General features: G+C 27.5%; 25 protein-coding genes. 16 read left to right on the top strand and 9 right to left on the bottom strand.

Going from position 1 to position 24,120, the window contains the following annotated elements:
• The first annotated feature begins 4 nt into the window (after window positions 1-4).
• From ATCC9714_RS11520 to ATCC9714_RS11495, 6 genes are all read left to right on the top strand, one after another.
• Complete coding sequence (locus tag ATCC9714_RS11520) at window positions 5-301, top strand: hypothetical protein (RefSeq protein ID WP_021124569.1); 297 nt, start codon at window positions 5-7, stop codon at window positions 299-301.
• A gap of 107 nt (window positions 302-408) precedes the next feature.
• Window positions 409-1,083: a response regulator transcription factor gene (locus ATCC9714_RS11515; protein WP_021128100.1), complete on the top strand. Its 675-nt coding sequence runs from the start codon at window positions 409-411 to the stop codon at window positions 1,081-1,083.
• On the top strand, window positions 1,070-2,302 hold the full coding sequence (locus tag ATCC9714_RS11510; RefSeq protein ID WP_057545674.1) for a sensor histidine kinase: 1,233 nt from the start codon (window positions 1,070-1,072) through the stop codon (window positions 2,300-2,302). Before ATCC9714_RS11515 ends, ATCC9714_RS11510 begins: the two co-directional genes overlap by 14 nt.
• Window positions 2,303-2,445: 143 nt before the next feature.
• Window positions 2,446-2,760, top strand: a complete 315-nt coding sequence (gene trxA / locus ATCC9714_RS11505) for a thioredoxin (RefSeq protein WP_021124565.1) — start codon at window positions 2,446-2,448, stop codon at window positions 2,758-2,760.
• Between the two features lie 107 nt (window positions 2,761-2,867).
• On the top strand, window positions 2,868-3,743 hold the full coding sequence (locus ATCC9714_RS11500) for an NAD(P)/FAD-dependent oxidoreductase (RefSeq protein WP_021128097.1): 876 nt from the start codon (window positions 2,868-2,870) through the stop codon (window positions 3,741-3,743).
• Window positions 3,744-3,875: 132 nt separating this feature from the next.
• Window positions 3,876-4,721 carry a DegV family protein gene (locus ATCC9714_RS11495; RefSeq protein ID WP_057545675.1) on the top strand — a complete coding sequence of 282 codons (846 nt, stop codon included), beginning with the start codon at window positions 3,876-3,878 and terminating at the stop codon, window positions 4,719-4,721.
• A gap of 40 nt (window positions 4,722-4,761) precedes the next feature.
• On the opposite strand, the gene feoB is transcribed toward ATCC9714_RS11495, so the two are convergent.
• Both feoB and ATCC9714_RS11485 read right to left on the bottom strand, forming a co-directional pair.
• Window positions 4,762-6,888, bottom strand: a complete 2,127-nt coding sequence (feoB, locus tag ATCC9714_RS11490) for a ferrous iron transport protein B (RefSeq protein WP_054630629.1) — start codon at window positions 6,886-6,888, stop codon at window positions 4,762-4,764.
• 22 nt (window positions 6,889-6,910) lie between these two features.
• Window positions 6,911-7,138 carry a FeoA family protein gene (locus tag ATCC9714_RS11485; RefSeq protein WP_021124557.1) on the bottom strand — a complete coding sequence of 76 codons (228 nt, stop codon included), beginning with the start codon at window positions 7,136-7,138 and terminating at the stop codon, window positions 6,911-6,913.
• Window positions 7,139-7,290: 152 nt separating this feature from the next.
• Here ATCC9714_RS11485 and ATCC9714_RS11480 point away from each other — a divergent pair, with 152 nt between their 5' ends.
• Complete coding sequence (locus ATCC9714_RS11480; RefSeq protein ID WP_409339669.1) at window positions 7,291-7,746, top strand: metal-dependent transcriptional regulator; 456 nt, start codon at window positions 7,291-7,293, stop codon at window positions 7,744-7,746.
• A 21-nt stretch (window positions 7,747-7,767) separates the two neighbouring features.
• Window positions 7,768-8,187 (top strand): hypothetical protein, encoded by a 420-nt coding sequence (locus ATCC9714_RS11475; protein WP_021124555.1) that lies wholly within the window; start codon window positions 7,768-7,770, stop codon window positions 8,185-8,187.
• Window positions 8,188-8,455: 268 nt separating this feature from the next.
• Here the strand turns inward: ATCC9714_RS11475 and ATCC9714_RS11470 are convergent, their stop codons facing one another.
• The 3 genes from ATCC9714_RS11470 to ATCC9714_RS11460 all read right to left on the bottom strand — a co-directional run bounded on the left by ATCC9714_RS11470 (window position 8,456) and on the right by ATCC9714_RS11460 (window position 10,505).
• Window positions 8,456-9,310: a DegV family protein gene (locus tag ATCC9714_RS11470; RefSeq protein ID WP_054630632.1), complete on the bottom strand. Its 855-nt coding sequence runs from the start codon at window positions 9,308-9,310 to the stop codon at window positions 8,456-8,458.
• A gap of 108 nt (window positions 9,311-9,418) precedes the next feature.
• Complete coding sequence (locus ATCC9714_RS11465; protein ID WP_057545676.1) at window positions 9,419-9,802, bottom strand: Fur family transcriptional regulator; 384 nt, start codon at window positions 9,800-9,802, stop codon at window positions 9,419-9,421.
• Window positions 9,803-9,959: 157 nt separating this feature from the next.
• Window positions 9,960-10,505, bottom strand: a complete 546-nt coding sequence (locus ATCC9714_RS11460; protein ID WP_021124551.1) for an NADH peroxidase — start codon at window positions 10,503-10,505, stop codon at window positions 9,960-9,962.
• A gap of 176 nt (window positions 10,506-10,681) precedes the next feature.
• Between ATCC9714_RS11460 and ATCC9714_RS11455 the strand changes: the two genes are divergently transcribed.
• Window positions 10,682-12,355 carry a ribonuclease J gene (locus tag ATCC9714_RS11455; RefSeq protein WP_057545677.1) on the top strand — a complete coding sequence of 558 codons (1,674 nt, stop codon included), beginning with the start codon at window positions 10,682-10,684 and terminating at the stop codon, window positions 12,353-12,355.
• Window positions 12,356-12,390: 35 nt separating this feature from the next.
• On the opposite strand, the gene typA is transcribed toward ATCC9714_RS11455, so the two are convergent.
• The 3 genes from typA to ATCC9714_RS11440 form a co-directional block, all read right to left on the bottom strand.
• Window positions 12,391-14,217 (bottom strand): translational GTPase TypA, encoded by a 1,827-nt coding sequence (gene typA, locus ATCC9714_RS11450; RefSeq protein ID WP_054630633.1) that lies wholly within the window; start codon window positions 14,215-14,217, stop codon window positions 12,391-12,393.
• 213 nt (window positions 14,218-14,430) lie between these two features.
• A complete protein-coding gene (locus tag ATCC9714_RS11445) occupies window positions 14,431-15,852 on the bottom strand; it encodes a spore germination protein (RefSeq protein WP_054630634.1) in 1,422 nt (473 codons plus the stop codon).
• A 168-nt stretch (window positions 15,853-16,020) separates the two neighbouring features.
• Window positions 16,021-16,632 (bottom strand): acetate uptake transporter, encoded by a 612-nt coding sequence (locus ATCC9714_RS11440; RefSeq protein WP_021128086.1) that lies wholly within the window; start codon window positions 16,630-16,632, stop codon window positions 16,021-16,023.
• 461 nt (window positions 16,633-17,093) lie between these two features.
• On the opposite strand from ATCC9714_RS11440, the gene ATCC9714_RS11435 reads away from it, so the two are divergent.
• From ATCC9714_RS11435 to ATCC9714_RS11420, 5 genes are all read left to right on the top strand, one after another.
• Window positions 17,094-17,285, top strand: coding sequence for a hypothetical protein (locus ATCC9714_RS11435; RefSeq protein WP_021128085.1), 192 nt, complete (start codon window positions 17,094-17,096; stop codon window positions 17,283-17,285).
• A gap of 97 nt (window positions 17,286-17,382) precedes the next feature.
• On the top strand, window positions 17,383-17,904 hold the full coding sequence (locus ATCC9714_RS11430; protein ID WP_057545678.1) for a cob(I)yrinic acid a,c-diamide adenosyltransferase: 522 nt from the start codon (window positions 17,383-17,385) through the stop codon (window positions 17,902-17,904).
• 130 nt (window positions 17,905-18,034) lie between these two features.
• Entirely contained in the window at window positions 18,035-18,166 is a 132-nt protein-coding gene (locus tag ATCC9714_RS17755) for a hypothetical protein (protein ID WP_021124539.1), read from the top strand.
• 434 nt (window positions 18,167-18,600) lie between these two features.
• A complete protein-coding gene (locus ATCC9714_RS11425; protein WP_057545679.1) occupies window positions 18,601-20,337 on the top strand; it encodes a methyl-accepting chemotaxis protein in 1,737 nt (578 codons plus the stop codon).
• Between the two features lie 330 nt (window positions 20,338-20,667).
• Entirely contained in the window at window positions 20,668-22,410 is a 1,743-nt protein-coding gene (locus tag ATCC9714_RS11420; RefSeq protein WP_057541091.1) for a methyl-accepting chemotaxis protein, read from the top strand.
• Window positions 22,411-22,440: 30 nt separating this feature from the next.
• Here the strand turns inward: ATCC9714_RS11420 and ATCC9714_RS11415 are convergent, their stop codons facing one another.
• Window positions 22,441-22,965, bottom strand: coding sequence for a 2'-5' RNA ligase family protein (locus ATCC9714_RS11415; RefSeq protein ID WP_057545680.1), 525 nt, complete (start codon window positions 22,963-22,965; stop codon window positions 22,441-22,443).
• Between the two features lie 166 nt (window positions 22,966-23,131).
• Between ATCC9714_RS11415 and ATCC9714_RS11410 the strand changes: the two genes are divergently transcribed.
• Entirely contained in the window at window positions 23,132-23,320 is a 189-nt protein-coding gene (locus tag ATCC9714_RS11410; RefSeq protein ID WP_021124533.1) for a hypothetical protein, read from the top strand.
• Between the two features lie 128 nt (window positions 23,321-23,448).
• The gene (locus tag ATCC9714_RS11405) at window positions 23,449-24,066 is read left to right on the top strand and encodes a HutD family protein (protein WP_057574344.1); all 618 of its coding nucleotides are present in this window, start codon (window positions 23,449-23,451) and stop codon (window positions 24,064-24,066) included.
• Window positions 24,067-24,120: the final 54 nt, after the last annotated feature.

Below are 24,120 nucleotides of genomic sequence, written 5' to 3'. Positions count from 1 at the left end.
TACAATGAAGAGTTCTATATTTAGTATAAATGATATTATTACTATAGTCATGGCTATGATAGAAGATATTGATAATAAAGAAAAATATGGAATTGAAAGTGATGATTTAAATATACCTATTAATATAAATGAAAAAATAGAGAATTTAAGTGATAAAGATTGTGAAGAGTTATTTTATTTAATAGATAAAATAGCTGAAAAAGTTTATAGTATAAAAAATGGAGAACTCCATGAACTAAATCTTATACACAAGGAAGTAATTGAATTAACAAATGAAAATTTATCAAAATTCATAGAATAATAAAAAGAAGATAATCTTGGATTATCTTCTTTTTATTATATATTATAATTGGTAAAATATATAATTTATTATAAAATAATATATAGATATTTAAAGGAGGAGTACAAATGAAAATCCTTGTAGTTGAAGATAACACAAAATTATTAGATAGTATAGTAAAAGAACTAGAAAAACACTTTCAAGTTGAAAGTACAAGTAATGGAGAAGAAGCTTATTATTTAATAAAGCAGAATATATATGATTTGGTTGTTTTAGATTTAATGCTTCCAGGAATGGACGGAATACAAATTTTAGAAGGTATAAGAAAAACTAATGAAGATATTTTAGTTTTAATCTTAACTGCTAAAGAAAGTGTGGATGATAAAGTTAAGGCATTTATGATAGGCGCTAATGATTATTTGACAAAACCATTTTATATGGAAGAATTAGTTGCTAGAATATATGCAATGTTAAGAACAAAAGGTAAATTAGACAATAAAAATACACTTGAATTTAAAGATTTAAAACTTGATTTAAATAAAAAAAAGGTTACTATAGAGGGAAATGAAATTGAACTTGCAAATAAACAATTTAATCTTTTAGAATATTTACTTTTAAATAAAGGAACAATTTTATTAAAAGAGCAAATATTTGATAGAATATGGGGACTAGATAGTGATTCTACAATAGATATTGTAGAAGTATATATAAGCAATATAAGAAAAAAATTAAGTACATATGGATATCATAAATATATTGTTACAAAAAGAAGAGTGGGGTATATGTTTGATGATAAACAATGATGTAATAAAAAGTACTAAAAAAAATCTTATAAAAATAAATTTGGTTGTTGTTAGTAGTTTTTTAATTATATTTTCTTTATGCATATATGGATATTTCAAAGCCCAGACATATAAAAATGTAGATAATCACTTAAAAGATGAACTTGAATATATAAATGTACAACTTAATAGAAATCATTTATATGAAATTCCAAAACTATTAGACCCTAAAAATATTGTATATATATACAAAGATAATCAAGTTAAGTATTTTACTCCTAATGGGTACTTTAAAGATAATATTCCATATAATAATAGTGAGAACTTAGGATTTAATACTTATAAATATAATGGATATACATTTAGAGAACTGAAATTTAACATCTCAGGGTATACAATACAAATAATAAGAAACATAGATTCGGAAATGGGATTATTGAATAAGCTCTTAATCATATTTTTTGTAGGAGCAATATTTGCAATGATTATTACATATTTTATAGCACTATATCTAACAAAAAAAGCTTTAGTCCCTATTGAAAGAACATGGAATAATCAAGTTAAATTCATCCAAGATGCATCGCATGAACTTAGAACTCCAATAGCTGTAATAGCTTCAAAATTAGAGAGTATGTTAAAGCATCCTCAAAATTCTATAAGTGATGAAGTTGAAACTATAGCAGATGCTATGAGAGAAAATAGACGATTGAAAAAGATGGTAAATGATTTACTACACTTAACAAAAGAAGAGAGTATATCAAAATTAAATATAGAAGAATTTAATATAATAGAATTTATAGAGAGTATATCTAGTGATTATATAGAAATAGCTGATATTCAAAATAAAACATTTGATTATAAATTTGAAAACAAGACAAATAAAATTACCACAGATAAGAATAAACTAAGACAGCTTATAGTTATATTCATAGATAATGCATTTAAATATACAAATGAAGGTGACAATATAAAAATTATTTTAAATGAAAAAGATAACAACTTCATTATAAGTATAGAGGATACAGGAATAGGTATAAGTGAAAATGAAATAGGATTAATATTTGATAGATTCTTTAGAAGTGAAAATGTCAGAGATAAGGATATTGATGGATCTGGTATAGGACTTAGTATTGCAAGTATGGTTGTAAAGACTTTAAAAGGAAATATAAAGGTAGAATCAAAGCTAAATGAAGGAACTAAATTTGATATATATATACCTAAGAAGCTAAAAAATAATTGATTTGAAATATATTGCATGGGTATAATAAAAGTATACAAATTATATACTTTTTATAGAATGTGATAAAGTTACAGAATAAAAGTAATTTGAATTATATAATATAATAAAGAGTTTAAATTAATATAAATTAGGAGGAAAGTATTATGGCTAAAATAGTAAATACAGGAAACTTTAGAGGGGCAGTAGAAGAAGATAAAGGAGTTGTAGTTGTTGATTTCTTTGCAACTTGGTGTGGACCTTGCAAAATGCTAGCACCAGTATTTGAAAGTGTATCAGAAGAGGTAAGCGATGCTAAATTTGTTAAAGTTGACATAGATGAAAGTCTAGAATTAGCTCAAAAATTTGGAATATCAACAGTGCCAACTATGATGATATTTAAAGATGGTAAAGTTGTTGATAAATTAGTTGGTTTTATGCCAAAAGAAAGCTTAAAATCAAAAGTAGAGGCTCATTTATAAGAACTAAATGTATAAATGTTAATTAACTTTTATTAGGGTGCTAAGTTATATTAGCACCCTAACTTACATATATTTAAATTTATAAGTAGATAAAGAGGGTGAAAATTATGAGATATGATATAGCTATAATTGGTAGTGGGCCAGCAGGAGCATCAGCTGCTATTAATGCTACTATAAGAAATAAAAAAGTGATATTGTTTGGAACAGATGATTTAAGTGCGAAATTAGTAAAAGCTCCATCAATAGATAATTATTTAGGATTTTATGATATAAGTGGAAAAGATTTAAAAGATAAATTTAAAACTCATTTAAGTGACATGGATATAGAAATAACAAAAGCAAAAATAAACAATATATATGCAATGGGCGATTATTTTGCGCTAATGGCTGGAGATGATATGTACGAAGCTAGCGCAGTTGTAATAGCAACAGGTGTTGAATATGGAAAGCCTATAAAAGGGGAAGAAGAATTCTTAGGCAAAGGGGTAGGATATTGCGCTACTTGTGATGCTCCTTTATATAGAGATAAAAAAGTTGCTGTAATAGGTTATAATCATGAAGCTGAAGAGGATGCAAACTTTTTAAGTGAAATAGCATCTAAGACTTATTTTATTCCTATGCATAAAAATGAACTTAAATTAAATGATAATATAGAAGTTATAAAAGATTTTCCTTTAGAGATTTCAGGGGATAAATTAGTTAATAAATTAAAATTAAGAAATCATGAGTTAGATGTTGATGGAGTATTTGTCATGAAGGATAGTTCATCTCCAAAAGCATTAGTTCCAGGAATAGAAACAGAGGGAGTTCATATAAAAGTTAATATAAATATGGAAACTAGTATACCTGGATGTTTTGCTTGTGGAGATTGTGCAGGTAAGCCATATCAATATTTAAAAGCAGCAGGACAAGGACAAATAGCAGCTCTTAATGCAGTTAGCTATTTAGATAAAAAGAAATTAGAGCAAAGAAATGCTAAGTAAAAAGGGTCATTATGATCCTTTTTTTATTTTATATACTAAAAAATATAGAAATATAAAAATAATTATGATATATTATTAGTACTAGGTTATAAAATTAGGTTATAAAATAAGTGTTGAATTTGGAGGACTTACATGAGTAATATAAAATTAATATGTGATAGTTTATCTGATATACCAAAAGAACTAATCGAAAAATATGATATACATGAAGTTCCATTAACAGTAATATTTGATGGAAAAGAATATATAGATGGAATAGATTTAAGTAAAGAAGAATTTTATAATATGTTAAGAAATAGTGATAATATGCCTAAAACTTCTCAATGTACATATATTCAATTTTTTGAGGTATTCAAGAAATACTTAGATGATGGAAAAGATATATTATATATAGGAGGTTCATCAGCTGCATCTGGGACCTTACAAAGTGCAATAATGGCAAAAAATGATTTAAAGGGAAATATATATATTGTAGATACTCAAAGTTTATCCATTGGAAGTGGATGCTTTTTATTATCAGCAGCTGAAATGATAAGTAATAATGAACCTATTGAAAAGATTATAAACCAATTAGAGAAACTAAAATCCAATATAAAAGTATTTTTTACAGTAGACACACTTGATTATTTGCAAAAAGGTGGAAGGATTTCTTTAGCAAAAGCAACTATAGGGAATATGTTAAATATAAAACCTATACTTTCTATTGAAGATGGACTTGTAAAACCAATAGGTCAAGTTAGAGGAAAAAAACAGGTTGTTAATAAGGTTTTATTATCTATAAGAGAATACTTTGGAGATGACTTAAGTAATAAAAGGGTTATAATTACATGTGGAGATAATTTCGGAGAATTAAGATCCTTTAAAGAAAAAATAGAAGAAGAATTTAAAATAAAAGAAATATTAAGTGTTAATGTAAGTTCTTGTATATGTGCCCACACAGGACCGGGTATAATAGGAATTGCATGTTGTGAAAAATAAAAATAGATAGATAAGTATATACTTATCTATCTATTTTTATTTAAGCTAATCCGAAAAGTTTGAAAACACATGTTGATATAAAACACACTAAAAATGCTATTGCAGTAGGCATTAAAAAGCCTACTAAAGTCCATTTATTACTACCTGTTTCTTTTTTTATTGTTAAAAGAGTAGTCGCACAAGGCCAATGTAGCAAGCTAAATAACATGGTATTTATAGCTGTTAAGTAAGTCCAACCATTATTTTTTAGAACTTCTCCTAAAGCTGATAAATTATCAAATTCAATCATTGACCCTGTTGCCAAATAAGACATTAGCAAAATCGGAATTACAATTTCATTTGCTGGAAAACCAAGTATAAATGCAAGAAGTATAAATCCATCAAGACCTATAAACTTAGCTATTGGATCTAGAAAGTTTGCTACATGTGATAAAATACTTAAATCTCCTACATATATATTTGCAAATATCCAAGTTATTAATCCAGCAGGAATAGCAACAACTACTGCACGAGATAGGACAAATATAGTTCTATCTATTATTGATGTATATATAACTCTACCTATTTTAGGAGTTCTATAAGGTGGGAGCTCAAGCGTAAAAGTTGATGGAACTCCTTTTAATAAAGTTTTTGAAAGTATATACGAAACAACTAGAGTAGTTAAAATACCAAATACTATTGTTAAAGCTATACAAAGCGATACAACCAGACTACTTGCGAATGAATCTTGTATAAAGTATGTGAAAAATATAGTGGATATAGCTATTAAAGTTGGAAATCTACCATTACAAGGTACGAAGTTGTTTGTAAGTATAGCAATTAATCTTTCTCTTGGAGAATCTATTATTCTACATCCTATAACTCCAGCAGCATTACATCCAAATCCCATACACATTGTTAGACATTGCTTACCATGACAACAAGCTTTTTTAAACATATGATCAAGATTAAATGCCACTCTAGGAAGATATCCAAAATCTTCAAGAAGGGTAAATAAAGGGAAGAAGATTGCCATAGGAGGCAACATAACAGATACTACCCAAGCTAGACTTCTATACACACCTAAGCTAAGCATTTCATTTAGCCATATAGGAGCATTTAAACTTTCTAAAAAGCTATAAAGTTTTGGTTCGAAACTAAATAAAAAATTTGATAACATACTAGATGGAACATTGGCACCTTCTATAGTAATCCAAAGAACAGTACATAAAATTAACAACATCAAAGGCAATCCAAATTTTTTAGATGTCAAAACTTTATCTATATTTTCATCTCTATGAAATTTATTTTTACTTTGAACTACTACACTTTTATCATATAAATCAGATGCATAAGAATAAATTGTTGAATTCATATTATCTCTAATCTGTACTTTATCTATATTATTTGGAAGTTTAGATTTAACGTTGTTTACAAAAGTTTTTGCATCAGAGCCCATATAGTTATCTATTGACTCATAGATACTTTTATCTCCATCTATTAATCTAAGTCCTAACCACCTAGATTTTATATAAGGAATATTAGAGCTTAAATCAGGTTCTATTAAACTAAGTAGATCTTCTATTTCATTATCATATTTAAACGTCTTATTATTATAGTTATAGCTTTTAGATACAACAGTATCTAGTGATTTAAGTAGTTCATCCATTCCAAAACCATTTCTTGCAGAGGTTAAAACTACGGGTATTCCTAATTCAGCTTCAATTAAATCTTTATCTATAGAAATTCCTTTTTTTCTAGCCTCATCAACTAGATTTATACATAGTATTACATTGTCAGTAAGTTCCATTATCTGAAATGCTAAATTGAAATTCCTCTCTAGAGAAGTTGCATCAGCTACAACTATAACTGCATCTGGATTTCCAAAGCAAGCAAAGTCACGAGCTACTAATTCCTCTTGGGATGCTGCAAACAATGAATAAGTTCCTGGTAAATCGATAAGTGCAAATTCTTTATTATTGAATTTGAAATCCCCTCTTGCTGTACATACTGTTTTGCCAGGCCAATTTCCTGTATGTTGTTTAAGTCCTGTTAGATAATTAAAAACAGTACTTTTCCCTGTATTTGGATTACCAGCTAATGCTATAATATATTGATCTTCTTTTTTATCTATATTAAACATGTCTTTTAATGACTTTATTTTTGTTGAGTCATAAGTTAATCCCATAAAAATCCCCCCTAAAATAAATCTATAAATATGAAACTATTATCTTCTCACTTTCTTCTTTTCTAAGTGCAATCATCGCACCTCTTATGTTATATACAGTTAGGTTATTTTTAGGACCTTTTCTCAAAACATCTACTAATGCGCCATTAGTTAAACCTAAGGCTAACATTCTTTCCCTTAAATAGCCTTCTGATAAAAGTCCTTCTACCCTTACGGTGCTGCATACATCTACATCAGTTAGTTTAACCATAAAAATACCTCCATATTTTAAAGTAGAATTTAGTCTAAGCTAAAATTCTTACAATAGATACTATGAAAAAACTTGAGTATTTGTTACATAAAAATAGAATATATAGATATGTAATTAAATATAGTAAATATAAGAGAGTATTAGGAGGGGATGTGTTGAAAGAAATAAATCAATTTTATACATTTAATGAATATATGAAAAATAATAAATTAAGCCCTAATGAAGAAGATTATATTGAAATGATTTATCGATTATATAAAGAAGAAAAAGATATAAAAATTAGCAACTTATCAAGATCTTTAAATATAAGACCATCTTCCGTTAGTAATATGGTAAAAAAATTGCAGCATAAAGGAATTTTACGACATGAAAAGTATGGATCTATAATTTTAAGCAATAAGGGAGAAGAAATTGGGAAGCAATTATTAAATAGACATAATATAATAGAAGAGTTTTTATATTTAATAGGAGTTAGAGATCAGATACATGAGGAAACTGAAAAGATAGAACATACTATAAGCGTAGAAACATTAGTTAAAATAAACAGATTAATTAACTTTTTAAAAAATAATAAAGATGTATTAGAAGGTTTAAATACATATAGATAATTTATATGTGGAGGGGCTTTTATGAAAAATGTATTAAGAATAGGATTTATAATTATATTAATTTTAATTTTTACAACACCAAATAATATTTTTAAATCAAAAATATATAGTAATAAAATTGATTCAAATGACCAAGTTTATAAGTTACTTTTAAGTGAGAATAAAAACTTTGAAGGTATAAGAATAATTAACAATAATAATGATAAAAATAAGTTAATGAAAAATGAAGAAGCTTATATATTATTTAAAAATAAAATTGGTAAATATTACAACAATGTAACTATAAAAGAAAAAAATGATGATATAATTATAACATATGAAGAAGCTGACATATGTAGTAGTTACGAAAATAATATATATAATAATAGAACTAATGATATGATGCTTATAAGAATCAAAGCTAATGATAATATGCGTAGTTTTGAATTGTTAAATCATTAATAAAAAATCACAATAAAATCATATGAAATTCATATGAAAAAACTACAATTAGAGTTAAGAAGGAAGTGATTGAAAATGACTATCATATTAATAACTGCTATAATAGTAGTATTAATGTATGGATTATACGTAGCTGCATATATATCAGAAAATGTAGCTGAAGACAATATAGGATATGAAAATAATTTATAGACATAGAGAATGCCCTAATTTAAAATTAGGGCATTCTATTTTTATAAAACATAAAATTTATAAAATAGATTTTTTATTAGTCTATGTTTGTATAATATGCAACTCCTATACTTCCAGGGCCAACATGAAGACCTATCGTAGGGCCTATTGATTGTATTTGAACTTTAGTATTTAATTTTTCTTCTAGTATTTTAGCTAAAGCTAAACCTTCTTCTTCACAATTTATATGATGAACTATAATATCTCCAAGACCTTTACTTTCTATATCTTCAAGTGCTGATTTTACTATAGAATCAACAGCTTTTTTTCTAGTACGAACTTTAGTAAAGACTGATGTTACACCATTATTTACAGTTAGTATAGGTTTTATTTGAAGAATAGATCCTAATAGGGCAGACGCTTTTCCTATTCTTCCTCCTTTTTTTAAATACTCTAATGTATTTGGAGAAAACAAAAATTTACTATTTTTAAGAACTAAATTGCAACGGTCAATAATTTCTGAAACTGATTTTCCTTCGAAAGCAAATCTAGCAGCTTCAATAACTGCAAATCCCATTTGCATACAATTTGTTTTAGAGTCTATTATATTTATATCTGCATTTGGGTATTTTTCTAGAACCATATTTTTAATTAAATTTGCACTAGAAAATGTACCACTCATATCAGAAGATAGAAAAATACCTATTAAAGAATCTCCATTTGAGACTAAATCTGTAAATGTATTTAGCATTTCATCAGGTATAGGTTGAGAGGATTTAGGAATTTGAGTTAAATTATTCATCCTTTCATAGAAATCTTCATTAGTTATATCTAATTCACGTAAACTTTCATTTCCCATAAAAACATTAAGAGATACTATATGTATATCATACTTTTTTATGTAGCTATCAGGAATGTAAGCAGTGCTATCTGTAACTATTTTTACAGCCATAAAAATACCTCCTATATATGTAAATCTAACTATATATTGATAATTTATTATATAATAAAATGATTAAAATGTAAAATGTAAAAAGGAACTATCCATTATAGCTCCTTTTTACATTTTCTTATTTTTGCAGTTTTTACAGATTCCTTGAAGTATAACATTGCAAGACGTAATTTCTAAATCCAATTCATCTGAAATTACGCTTGGTATGTTTCTTAAAGTATCACATTGGATATCTTGTATATTTCCACAAATCTCACAAATCATATGATTATGTTCAGATATATTTCCATCAAATCTATCTGGAAATCCAGGGATGCTTACCTTTTGTATAAATCCATGACTTACAAGTTGAGACAAGTTTCTATATACTGTACCTAAACTTAAGTTAGGATTATCTTTTTTTAAATAATCATATATATAATCTGCAGTAGGATGAACAGTATTATCTCTTACTGCATTTAATATAAGTTCTCTTTGTTTTGAAAATTTCAAAAAACCACCTACTTATAAATATTTTTAAAAATAAATATACCCAAAAAGCAAATTTATAATCAAATTATATTATAAACCAAAATGTAAAATATTAAAATAGAGTAGCCAAATGCAAAGGCTACCCTAGATGTGTGAGTGAGAATATTTAACAAAATTATTAATTAGTGAAATGTCTTTCTAGTAATCCTAAGAATGCTTTACCATGTCTAGCTTCGTCTTTACACATTTCATGAACTGTATCATGTATAGCATCTAATCCTAATTCTTTAGCTCTTTTAGCTAATTTTAATTTACCATCAGTAGCTCCATATTCAGCTTCAACTCTAGCTTTTAAGTTAGCTTGAGTATCTGCAGCTACAACTTCTCCTAATAATTCAGCAAATTTAGCAGCATGTTCAGCTTCTTCAAATGCTATTCTTTTATAAGCTTCAGCAACTTCTGGGAATCCTTCTCTATCAGCTTGACGGCTCATAGCTAAGTACATACCAACCTCTGTACATTCACCAACAAAGTTAGCTCTTAAACCCTCTAAAACTTCAGGATCAACACCTTTAGCAACACCTATTCTATGTTCATCAGCCCAAACCATTTCGCCTTTCATTTCTTCGAATTTATCAGCGCCTACCTTACATACAGGACAAAGCTCTGGAGCTGTTTCTCCTTCATGTATATATCCACATACTGTACAAACAAATTTTTTCATTTTAATATTCCTCCTAAAATTAAAAGTAGTAATCATTACTATTATTGATTATGATATAATGATATACTATCTAGAAAAGAAAGTCAACAAATAATTAAAAAAAATTAAATAATTAGTAAAAAAGAATTAATACTAAGTAAAACAGGAACAATATATTTATGAAAAGGAGTGATATTATGCGAGACTTAAAAAGTAAAAATAAAATAAAAGTTATTCCTTTAGGCGGACTTGGAGAAATTGGTAAGAATATAACTGCTATAGAGTATAACGATGAAATTATAGTTATAGATGGAGGATTATCTTTTCCAGACGAAGATATGTATGGGGTTGATTTGTTGATTCCAGATATATCTTATTTATTAGATAACAAAGAAAAAGTTAAAGGAATGTTTGTTACACACGGTCATGAAGATCATATAGGGGCGATTCCATATATTTTAAAACAATTAAATATGCCAGTATATGGTACAAAGTTAACAATAGGATTAATATCTAATAAACTAAAAGAACATAATATATTAGATATATGCAGTCTAAATTCAGTAGAGGATAGGCAATTAGTCCAAGTTGGTAATTTAAAGATTGAATTTATAAGTGTAACACATAGTATAGCCGATGCATGTGCATTATGCATACATACCCCTCAAGGAAGGATATTACACACAGGAGACTTTAAGGTAGATTATACACCTATAGATGGAAGAAGGATGGATTTAGAAACTATATCAAAACTTGGGAAAAAGGGGATATTATTATTATTAGCAGATAGTACCAATGTAGAGAGGAAAGGACATTCATTATCAGAAAAAACTATAGGAGAAACTTTAGACAGAATTTTTACAGGTAAAAAAGGTAGGATAATAGTTGCGACATTTGCATCTAATATACATAGAATGCAGCAAATAGTTAATGCGTCTATAGCTAATAATAGAAAAGTTGTATTTAGTGGGAGAAGCATGGAGAATGTATCTAATGTAGCAATAGATCTTGGATATTTAGATATTCCTAATGGATATAAAATAAATATAGATGAAATGAGTAATTATAGAGACGATGAAGTAACTATAATAACAACTGGTAGTCAAGGCGAAGCAATGGCAGGTCTTGCTAGAATTGCATTTGATACTCATAAAAAAATAAAAATACATAACAATGATTTATTTATAATTTCTGCATCTCCAATACCAGGAAATGATAAGTTGATATCTAGAGTTATAAATCAATTATATAGAAAAGGAGCAGAAGTTATATATAAAGACCTAGAAGCAGTGCATGTTTCTGGACATGCTTACCAAGAAGAATTAAAACTTATACACACATTAGTTAAACCTAAGTTTTTTATGCCAGTTCATGGAGAGTATAGACACTTAATACATCATAAAAATCTTGCTATAAAATTAGGAATGAAAAAAGAAAATATATTTATATTAGAAAGTGGAGAAGTTTTAGAACTAACGAAAAAAACTGCTAAGAAATCAGGTAAAGTTAGAGTAGGAACTGTTTATGTAGATGGAGTTGGAGTAGGAGATGTTGGAAATATAGTTTTAAGAGATAGAAAGTATCTTGCTGAAAATGGAATGATGACAATTGTTATAGCTATAGATAAAATAGGCTGTAGTATTGTTGCTGGACCAGATATAATAACTAGAGGATTTATATATGCTAGAGAAGCAACTGATTTGATTGATCAGGTTAAAAATATTGTAACTGAAGAAGTAGAGCATTGTTTAGAAAATAATATATTAGAGTGGAGTGTAATTAAATCTAAAGTTAAGAAATCTGTAGATAGATATTTATATGGAAAATTGAAAAGAGGAACAACTATATTTCCTATAATCGTAGAAGTTTAATAATAAAAAAGAGTCGTATATACGACTCTTTTTTATTATTTACTTGCTTGTCTTGATTTATTATATCTTAATCTTTCGTTTTCGTTTAAGAATCTTTTTCTTAATCTTATAGAATCTGGAGTTATTTCAACTAACTCATCATCATCTATAAATTCTAAAGCTTCTTCTAAAGTAAATGTTCTAGCAGCTTGTAATTTAACAGCATCATCAGTACCAGAAGCACGAACATTAGTTAATTTCTTGTTTTTACAAGGGTTAACTACCATATCGTCTTTTCTTGAGTTCATACCGATTATCATACCTTCATAAACTTCAACACCTGGATCAACAAACATTTGAGCTCTTTCACTTAATGCACTAAGAGCATAAGCCATAGTAGTACCAGGTCCTTGAGCTACTAATACTCCGTTAGTTCTTCCTGGGATTGATCCTTTATGTTCTTCGTATCTTTCAAATGATCTAACTATAGTTCCTTCTCCACGAGTATCGTTTATGAATTCACTTCTATATCCTAATAAACCTCTAGTAGGAGCTATAAATGTTATTTTTACATAATCTCCTTCTATTTCCATAGCTTCCATCATAGCTTTTCTTAAGTTTAATTTATTTATAACAGTTCCTGAGTAAACTTCTGGACAGTTAACAATAACTCTTTCCATAGGCTCCATTAACTTACCATCTTCTTTTATAAATAAAACTTCTGGCTTAGAAACTCCAATTTCATATCCTTCACGTCTCATGTTTTCAAGTAATATTGATAAGTGAAGTTCTCCACGACCAGATACTTTAAATCCGTCAGTAGTATCCATTGGCTCAACTTTAAGGCCAACGTTAACTTCTAATTCTTTATCTAATCTATCTTTTATATGTCTAGTAGTAACGAACTTACCACTCTTACCGCAGAATGGAGAGTCGTTAACTAAGAAGTTCATAGATAGAGTAGGTTCTTCTATATGGATAAGTTCCATTGGTAATGGATTATCTACATCACATATAGTTTCTCCGATTGAGATATCTGGCATACCAGCTACAACTACTATATCTCCAGCATAAGCTTCATCTTTTTCAACTTGACGAAGTCCTTCGTATACTGTAAGTTTAGATATTTTTCCTCTAGCAACAGTTCCGTCAGCTTTACATACAGAAACTTGAGATCCATTTTTAACTGTTCCTTTATAAACTCTACCGATTCCAAGTCTACCTACATAATCATCATATGCAAGTGCAGATACTTGAAGTTGTAAAGGCTCAGATGCATAATCAGGATAAGCGTCAACATGATTTACTATAGTTTCAAATAATGGAGATAAATCATTACTATCATCATCCATTTCTAACTTAGCTACACCTTGTTTAGCTATACCGTATATTATAGGGAACTCACATTGCTCATCAGTTGCATTTAAGTCAACAAATAAGTCAAATACTTCATCAACAACTTCTTCAGCTCTTTGGTCTTGCTTGTCTATTTTGTTTATGAAAAGTATTGGTCTAAGTCCAGCTTCTAAAGATTTTTGTAAAACGAATCTAGTTTGAGGCATTGGACCTTCACTAGCATCTACTAGTAATATAACTGTATCAACAGTTTTTATAACACGTTCAACTTCAGAAGAGAAATCACTATGTCCTGGTGTATCAACTATATTTATTTTATAATCCTTATAGTTTATAGCACAGTTTTTAGAATATATAGTTATTCCTCTTTCTTTTTCTAAATCATTACTATCCATTACACAATCTTTTACTACTTCGTTTGCTCTAAATACTCCAGATTGAGACAGGAAAGCATCAACTAATGTTGATTTACCAGCATCGACGTGGGCGATAACGGCAATATTTACGATTTTATTCTTAGTTGTCATATCGATAATCTCCTTTTTTTAAAATAACCTATTAAGTATACCACACCCATTTTGAATTGTAAAATGAATTAAAATTTATATTAAATAAATTTTATAAATTTATTATGTGGAATTTATAAAATTTCATATAAGAGTATTAATAAAATAATGGTATTTAAGTTGATTAAATTTATAATATAAAAACTAACACTAAGATAAACTTAGTGTTAGTTTTTATTTACCTTCATTTTCAGTATCTAGCTTAACTCTAAAAATTAATCTTTTAAGTGCACTAAACTCAAAAGGAATAAGTGGATATAAATAGCTTTTTCCTGTAATAGTTTTATTTGTTGCTAAAAGTACGAATGTAATTATTAATCCAGCTATAAATCCCCATATGTTAAATGCTGCTGTTAATGTTAACAATAATATTCTAATTATTTTTATAGAATAACCTAAATCTATACTTGGTTGAGAGTAACTTCCAAGTGCTACTATGGCCATATAGAGTATTGTATGAGGTATAAACCATCCTGTTTGAACAGCAAAGTCTCCTAATATAAGTGCTCCAACAACGGAAAGTGACATTCCAAGTGAACCAGGAGTATTTAAGGATGCTAATTGAAGAGCATCAATAGAAAACTCTAAAATTAAAAATTGAAGAAATATAGGGACATCATAAGGGTCCTTAGGGGTTATAAATTCAAGCCAAACAGGGAGTCTATATGCATATTTAACGGCTAATGTATATAATGGAGTTATCAGTAAGGTTGCCATCAATGTAAAGTTTCTAATTAATCTTAGGTAATTACCTATAATAACTGGTTGATAAAAATCATCTACATCTTGAAGGAAATCAAAAATAGTAGTTGGTAGTATTATTGCACTAGGAGAATTATCTATTATAAGTAGAATTTTTCCTTCTAATATATGTGCAGCAGCTACATCAGGCCGTTCAGTATACCTAGCTTTTGGAAATGGATTGTACCATTTACTTTGAACAATTGCTTCTACAATACTTTGTTCACTCATGACAAGTGATTTTACATTTATTTCATCTATATGCTTTTTTAAAGCTTTTAAAGTTTTTTTGTCTACAAGTCCGTCTATATAACCTATGACAACATCTGTTTGAGACCTTTTACCAACTGTAAACATTTCAAATATAAGACTTGGGTCTTTAATTCTTCTTCTTACTAATGCCGTATTAAAAACTATAGTCTCAACAAAACCATCTTTAGAACCTTTTAAAGCTTTTTCTTTTTCAGGCTCTTCAATACCCCTTACAGGATAGGTTCTAACATCTAAAATTATTGCTTCATCAAATCCATCTATAAGGATAGCCATGGGACCGGATAGAACTTCTTTAGCTATTGATTTTAATTTATTTTCTTTAGCTACCTCTATATATGGAATATATTTATGAATAAAATCTTTTAGTTCATGAACGGATTTGAAATCCTCTGGAGATATTTGAAAAAAACCAGATAAGATTCGTTCTACTACATCATCTTTTATAAAACCATCTATGAAAAATAAATAAGAACTTTTTCCACCTATTATAACTTCTCTTTGGATAACGTCGAAACTTTTATCTAAAGGAAGATGTTCTTTCATAAGTTCTACATTTCTATGTATGTTTTTGGTCAGAATCATAAAAACACCCTTTCGTAATTTAAAAGTCTATACTATTATCTACAAAAGAAGTATATTTATTACAAAGAACAATAAAAAAAGAGTAAGCTATAAAGCTTACTCTTTTAATTTATATTAAATATATAGTAAAAATTATATTATTGAATATAATTTTTACACCCTACAAAATTACTTTTTAAATATTCCAAATGGCTTTCCAACTGGTAAAAATTCTCTTCCAAAGTGGCCATTTAAAACTGCTGCTGCAGAGCCATAGAATGAGAATATAGCTATTCCTAACTCTGAATATGCTGCAAATTGATGAGTAGCATGTTCCATTATTCCAAATGTAGAAAGAGTTAATCCTATAAATAAACAATCTATAAGTACAAATATTATAAATAATACTTTATGAGTTTCCATTGCACCGATTGTCATAAATAATGTAAATATTAAGTATCCTAAAAATGCAAAACCTAATTGTTTAGGGTCAGCTGAAGCAGCTAATTTTTCACCAAATACTCCATTTTGTATTAACCAAGATAATCCCATTGCATACCAGAAAAATGCATAACCACCAAATGCAGTAGCACCAAATACATTATTGTGCTTGAAATCATTTATACAAGCAAATAATTGAGCAGTAGCCCCTAAGAATATTGCCCAAGGTAAAACTAAAGACACACTTGAAGTTAATCCAAGTTTTTGAGAAGAAGCAACTAATGTTATCATTGCTAGTCCGAAAAGTCCTAATGCTGAAGGGTCAGCAGTTACAACTTTAACTTTTGTTTCGTTTGACATTTTAAATCCTCCTATAATTCCAAAATAAATATACAACATTATAAATGCATTTTGTATACAAATACACAGATGAATATATAATAACATCTTTTTCAAAAGAAGTATACAGTAAATTGCAAAAATTATAAAAAATTTAAGAAAAATAAGTTAATAGGTCGTAATTTAATATAAAAATTATTATATATATTTTAAATAAAATAGTTAATGGAGTTTACAAATAACTAGTAGGTATAACAAATAAAATATATTAATATGGGTATTATAACAAATAAATAAATATTATTTTGTTTAAGTATATGTATTAACTATATGGAGTGATTAGATTTTAAAAAGTATAAATACTAATCAGAATAAAATGAAAAGTTTAACTATTTTAAAAATAAAATAGATTTATGTTTATATATAAAAGCTATGGGTATATTTATACAAACAGGAAAATGATTTTATAGGAGGATTCACAAATGATAAGAGTATGTCCATTTTGTTCAAATGTTGATGTTAATAAAATAAAAGAACTAGTTGGAGAAGAAAATGTTAAAACTGGATGCATAGGACAATGTAGAGCTTTTAAAAAGGAAGCTGTTGGTTTTATAGATGGAGAACTAGTTATAAAAGAAAATGAAGAATTATTTTTAAAAGAATTGAAAAAATAAAAAAAGGACTAGATTAAATTCTAGTCCTTTTTGATTTAATAAAAAAAAGTTGTATATAAATATTAATATGAAAGATATCTATTAAGGAGTGATTAATATGAAAATTTATACTAAAACTGGAGATGCTGGAAAAACATCATTATACGATGGAAGTAGAGTTGACAAAGATGATATTAGGGTAGAAGCTTATGGAACTATAGATGAATTAAATTCTTTTATAGGGGATGCCTGTAACTATATAAATGAAAATGATAAAAAAATACTAAGAGGTATACAAAGAAAATTATTTGATGTTGGAGGAGAGCTTGCAACAATGGATATTAAAAAGTTTAAAAATAATATAAATGAAGAAGATGTCAAGAATCTAGAAAGTATTATAGATGAATATATGAATAAAACTGGTGAAATGGAAATGTTTATATTACCAGGAACAACTAAGGCATCAAGTAAATTACATATAGCAAGAACTGTTTGCAGAAGAGCAGAAAGAAGAATTATTTCTCTAAATAAAATAGAAACTTTAAATCCCATGACTGTAAAGTATATAAATAGATTATCAGATGTTTTATATTCTATATCTAGAGCTTATGAAAATAAACTAATAAATATAGAATTTTAATTTGTAGTAAATTTAAATATAAAATGTTAAGATATATAAATAAAATATAAAAGGAGGCTTGTAAATGAGCACAATGTATTGTCCTAAATGCATAACTGAAGTTATGGATTTAATTAAGCATTAAGAGGGAATGGATGTTGAAGTAATAAATGAAGGTTTAGAAAATGAACAAAAAGAAGAGTTCGAATATTTTATAGATATATATAGATGCCCTGTTTGCGGTCATGAAGTAGAAGATTATATGGAATATGAAGAAGAATAAAAAATACCAAGTTTCTTATTAATATTAATTAAGAAACTTGGTATTTTTTATATAATTGAAATCTAAAGTAAAAAAACCTTTGTCCGTATAAATGTTATGCACAAAATACAATTTTTACCATATAATTCGGGAAATAAAAATTGTTGCTGTATTTAATATGAACTATTCAAAGAAAATATAAGCTTTATAAGCAAAAGATTAAATTGAATGCAAATGAATTTATATCATTAAATGGATAAAAATAGGCTTTAATTGAAAGTAAAAAACTAATACAAAAAATTTTTATAATAAATATTTTAGTAAAATTAAAATCAATTTTTTTAAAACAAATGGAAACGTTTTCGAAAAATATTTAGTTTATGTTAAAACATAAGTTCATAATTCCAATTTAATTTGCTTAAATAAGTTTATCATTTCTACAGGGAGGAGAATTTATGAAAAATCTAAAAATAGGTAAGAAATTAGGTCTAGCTTTTGTAATTTTGCTAGTAATTACTGCATTTTCAAGTTTTTATGTATTGTTCAACTTAAAAAAATCAAGTCAACAAAGTCATGATTTATTTAGAGGTCCGTATCAAGTAACTAATAATGCTTTAGGTGTTCGTAGAGATATAGTTTCGATTGACCAAAATGTAATGAACGCTGTTGCTGGAAACAAACCAAAGGAACATGAAATTTCAGCTCAAAAAGATTTTGAAAGTATTGATAATAGCATTAAAGTATTAAAAGAAAACTCTAGAGGAGATAAACAACTTATTGATAATTTAGAGGCTGCTATAGCTAATTTAAAACAACAAAATCAACTAATTTACTCTTTTTTAGATAAAGGGGATGTTGCTAATGCTCAAAAAATAGCGGTAACAGAAGGCAGTGGATATTATCAGGCTTACGTAGATAGTGTAAATAGCGCAAAAGCTATATATGAGGATGAAGCAGCGCGTGGAGTAAGATTTGATAAAGAAATAGAAAATACAGCATCAAAGGCTATGATAACATCTACTACAATGTGTATACTATCTATATTAGCAGGAGTGGTTATATGTATATATATAACTAAGAGTTTAAAACAGCCTATTGAGGAGCTTGAGGTAGCTGCAAATAAAATGGCAGTTGGTGATTTTGATATTGATATTAATTATGAATCTAAAGATGAATTAGGATCACTATCAAATAGCATGAGATTAATGAGTAATAATACAAAAGATATTATAGATGATACAGTTTACGTTTTAAGTGAAATTGCATCTGGGAATTTTAATGTAAATCCTGAAGCTGACTATATTGGAGTATTTAAAAACATAGAAAATTCAGTATATAAAATAACTGAAGACTTAAGTGAAACTATGGAACAAATAAATCTAGCTTCAGAAGAAGTAGGAACTGCTTCAAATCAAGTATCAAGTGGATCTCAAATGTTAGCTCAAGGAGCTACAGAACAAGCAAGTTCAATACAAGAATTATCTGCAACTATAATAGAAATTTCTGAAAAAATTAAAGACACGGCAAAAAATGCTAAAGAAGCAAATGAATTATCACTAAGTGCAGGTCATGAAGTTAAAGATGGAAATGAACAAATGAGACATATGGTTAAAGCTATGCAAGAAATTTCATTTACATCAAATGAAATTGGTAGAATAATCAAGACAATAGATGATATAGCATTCCAAACAAATATATTAGCACTTAATGCTGCAGTAGAGGCTGCACGTGCAGGAGAAGCAGGTAAAGGATTTGCAGTTGTAGCAGATGAAGTAAGAAATCTTGCTGCAAAATCGGCAGAAGCAGCTAAAAATACTGCAACACTTATTGAAAACTCTATCGAAGCTGTTGATAAAGGAAGCACTATTGTAGATAATACTGCCATATCACTTCAAAAAATAATAGATACAACTAATAAAACTATAGGTGTAGTAGATGAAATAGCAAAATCATCTGATGAACAAGCAAGCGCAATTACACAGGTTACATTAGGGGTAGAACAGATTTCAAGTGTAGTTCAAACGAACTCAGCAACATCAGAAGAAAGTGCAGCAGCTAGTGAAGAATTAAGTGGACAAGCACAGATGTTAAAATCACTTATAGATAAGTTTAATTTAAAAAATAAATATAGTAAAAAATCTATAAGTTTTTCAGATGAAGATTCAAATGTTTTTGAAACAAATAATGCATAGAAAATTACATTTTAACAAATTAAAAAATGAGATTTTAAAATCTCATTTTTTAATTTTAAATAACAAATCAGTTTATTTTATATCATAAATAATACAATTAACTTTAGAATTTAAAAATGTAATAAATAAAATATAAAGTAAAACGATATTTATCCGTATAATGAGTGCATAAATTATATCTATTGAAAGTTATTGTGTTTAAAAAATAATTGAAAGGCTTGGTAACATTTAAAAATTTAGTTTTCAGGAAAACAATTACAAAAGCTTGAAATATGGATATAAGTATTAAGGAAGTCAATAAAATAAATACAACTATGGGGAGGAATATTTATGAAAGATTTAAAAATAGGTAGAAAGCTTAGTATAGCTTTTGCTATTTTATTAATGCTTACAGCTTTTACAAGTTTTTACACTATATCTAAACTTAGACAGTCTGAAAAGTTATCTCATCAATTATTTACGGGACCATACCAGTCAACAACTGAGACTATGGGGGTTCGCAGAGATTTAGTTTCAGTTGGAAGAATGCTTGGAAATGCAATTATGGAAAAGGATGTTGCTCAATATAAAGCTAAGACTATGAGTGACTTTGATAGTATTTATAAAAGAATAGATGTTATAAAAGAATCTTTTGGAGGGGATCAAAAACTAGTTGAAAATCTTCACACTTCAGTAGATACTCTAAAACAAGAATGTGATAAAGTCTTTGCTCTACTAGAAAAAGGTGATTACAATAATGCTATAGAGATAACTAAGCCAAATACAGCATATTTTAATGCATACAATAAATGTGTAGATGACTCTAAGATATTAAATGATGAAGCTGAAGCTAGTGGAATTAAATTTAATAAAGGTGTCCAAGATACATCTGCAAAAGCTACTATTACAGCTATAGTTATTAGTATACTTACTATTATAATTGGAGTGGTAGTGTGTATATTCATAACAAGAAGTTTAAAAAGACCAATTGAAGAAATTGAGACAGCTGCTAATAAGATGGCAGAAGGTGACTTCGATATTAATATTAGTTATGAATCAAAAGATGAATTAGGTTCACTATCAAATAGTATGCGTAAAATGAGTAGTAAAACTAAGGATATTATAACAGATGCAGTTCGTGTATTAGGAGAAGTTGCATCTGGAAACTTTGATGTAGAGCCTGAAATAGAATATATAGGGGTATTTAAACATATTGAAAACTCTGTTTCAAGAATAACTAATGATTTAAGTGATACAATGTTACAAATAAATATAGCTTCTGACGAGGTAGGCGCAGCTTCAGAACAAGTATCAAGTGGATCACAGATGTTAGCACAGGGAGCTACAGAACAAGCAAGTTCAATAGAAGAATTATCTGCAACTATAATGGAAATTTCTAATAAAATTAAGGACACTGCAGATAATTCTAAAAAAGCAAATTCCTTAACTTTAAATGCTGCAAGCCAGGTTAAGGCAGGAAACGAACAAATGAAACAAATGGTTAAAGCTATGGAGGAGATATCTTTTACATCAAATGAAATAGGTAGAATAATAAAAACAATAGATGACATAGCCTTCCAAACAAATATATTAGCACTTAATGCTGCAGTAGAGGCTGCACGTGCAGGAGAAGCAGGTAAAGGATTTGCAGTTGTAGCAGATGAAGTAAGAAATCTTGCTGCGAAATCAGCAGAAGCAGCTAAAAACACTGCAACACTTATTGAAAATTCTATAGAAGCAGTTACTAAAGGAACTGAAATTGTAGATAATACAGCCGAGTCTTTACAAAAAATAATAAAAACAACTAATGAAACAACATCTATAGTAGATGCAATTGCAAAAGCATCAGAAGAAGAAGCTGGGGCTATAAACCAAGTAACATTAGGTGTAGAACAGATTTCAAGTGTAGTTCAAACTAACTCAGCAACATCAGAAGAAAGTGCTGCAGCTAGTGAAGAGTTAAGTGGACAAGCTCAGACATTAAAATCACTTATTGAAAACTTTAAATTAAAAGATAAAAATAGTAAAAACAAACGAATAAGTTTTGAAAGTGATGAAAATAATTACTTTGAACTAAGCGAAGTAGAATGTTAAATAAAAAAGGAAGCCTTAAGACTTCCTTTTTTATTTAAGTAAATACTCTTTATGTAATACCCAAGTATTATTTTCCCACTTAAAAATGCTTATATTATCAAATGAACATTCAAAGTGACAATCTATATCTTTTACGTAATTATATATTTTGATAAAGTTTTTTTGTATCTTTTTAGAAGCTACAGTTATATGAAACACTTTGTCTTTACCATCATGATCTGAAAAATTTATATAACTTAGTTTACTTAATTCATCAATTAGTTTATCATGAGTTATTTTTCCAGAGTTACTCATAAATACTTCCATATATATAACTCTATTATCAAAGTTATTATAACCTATGACTTTATATGGGGCTGATTTATTATTTTCACAAAAGTATTTTAAAGTATTTTCTAAACTTGATATATTATCACATTCAAATGGGGATTTTACAGTAAAGTGAGCAGGTAATTTAGATGACTTAACTTGAAACTTTTTAAATATATCTTTTCTTAAATTATTATTAAATTCTCCTGCAATTCCTTTAGTTACTGAAACTATTACGTACCTCATAGATTCCTCCTAAAAAAAATTATAAATAATTTTATTTTACTCTAATTAGTTTAAGGTAAAACATGAAAAATTTACTCCGAATTAAAAATTTATATACGAGCAATATAAGTTTGTAGCTATATATATTATAGCTCAAAAACATTCTTATAATACAGGAGGATTTAACATGAAAAAAGGCATGGTACCGATAGTTTTAGGAGCAGCAGTTACTACAGCAGGACTTGCTTTAGATGCTAAGCAAAATAAAAATCATAAATTCAAAAAAAATGATTATAAGAATATGGCAGGGGCACTTTTAGTTGGAGCAGGAGTAGCTCATATCGCTCTTGGAAGTATAGATAGAGCTAGATATTAATTAAAATAACAGCAGGGTTAACCTTGCTGTTATTTTAATTAATAAATATATTTACTTACTCATATAATTAAAATTTTTACTATATAATTTAACTAAGTAAAACTATTAATTATATAGGGGGTAAAAACTTGTCTTATAATATAAAAGTTATAAAAAAAGAAGGTCAAAGAGTAAGTAGATGGGATGGAGGAGAAACAACTCAGCTATACATATACCCTGAAAACTCATCTTATGAAAAGGGAAACTTTAAATGGAGGATAAGTTGTTCAACTATTGAAATAGATAAATCTAAATTTACTAAACTTCCAAATATACAAAGAAAATTAATGTTACTAGATGGAAATTTAATCTTAAAACATGAAAATTGTGAAGAAGTAAATTTAGATAAATTTGATATACATACATTTAGTGGAGAACTAGATACTATAAGTTATGGAAAAGGTATTGATTTTAATCTTATGACAACCAATAATTGTATAGGAGAGCTAGAACATATATATATTAAATCAAAAACGCAGATAAAGTTAAATGAAGATTATGTAGATAAAAAATATAAATATAAGTTTATTTGTATATATAGTTTAAATAATAGTTTTAATATTGAAATTCAAAATAAAAGAAGTTTGGAAATTCAAAATGGAGAAGTTGTAATTATAAAAATAAAAATAAATGAAGTTGAAAATTTAAATATAGTTAATAATGGAAAGACAGATTTACAAATTGTAAAAAGCACAGTATACTTCTAATAAAAATATTGAATAATTGAAGTTCTAATAAAATTTTGATATTATATAAAAAAA

It is taken from the genome of Paraclostridium sordellii, assembly GCF_000953675.1.
GTDB lineage: Bacteria > Bacillota > Clostridia > Peptostreptococcales > Peptostreptococcaceae > Paraclostridium > Paraclostridium sordellii.
Note: the sequence above shows the minus strand (reverse complement) of the source record. Positions and strands in the feature narration are given on the sequence as shown.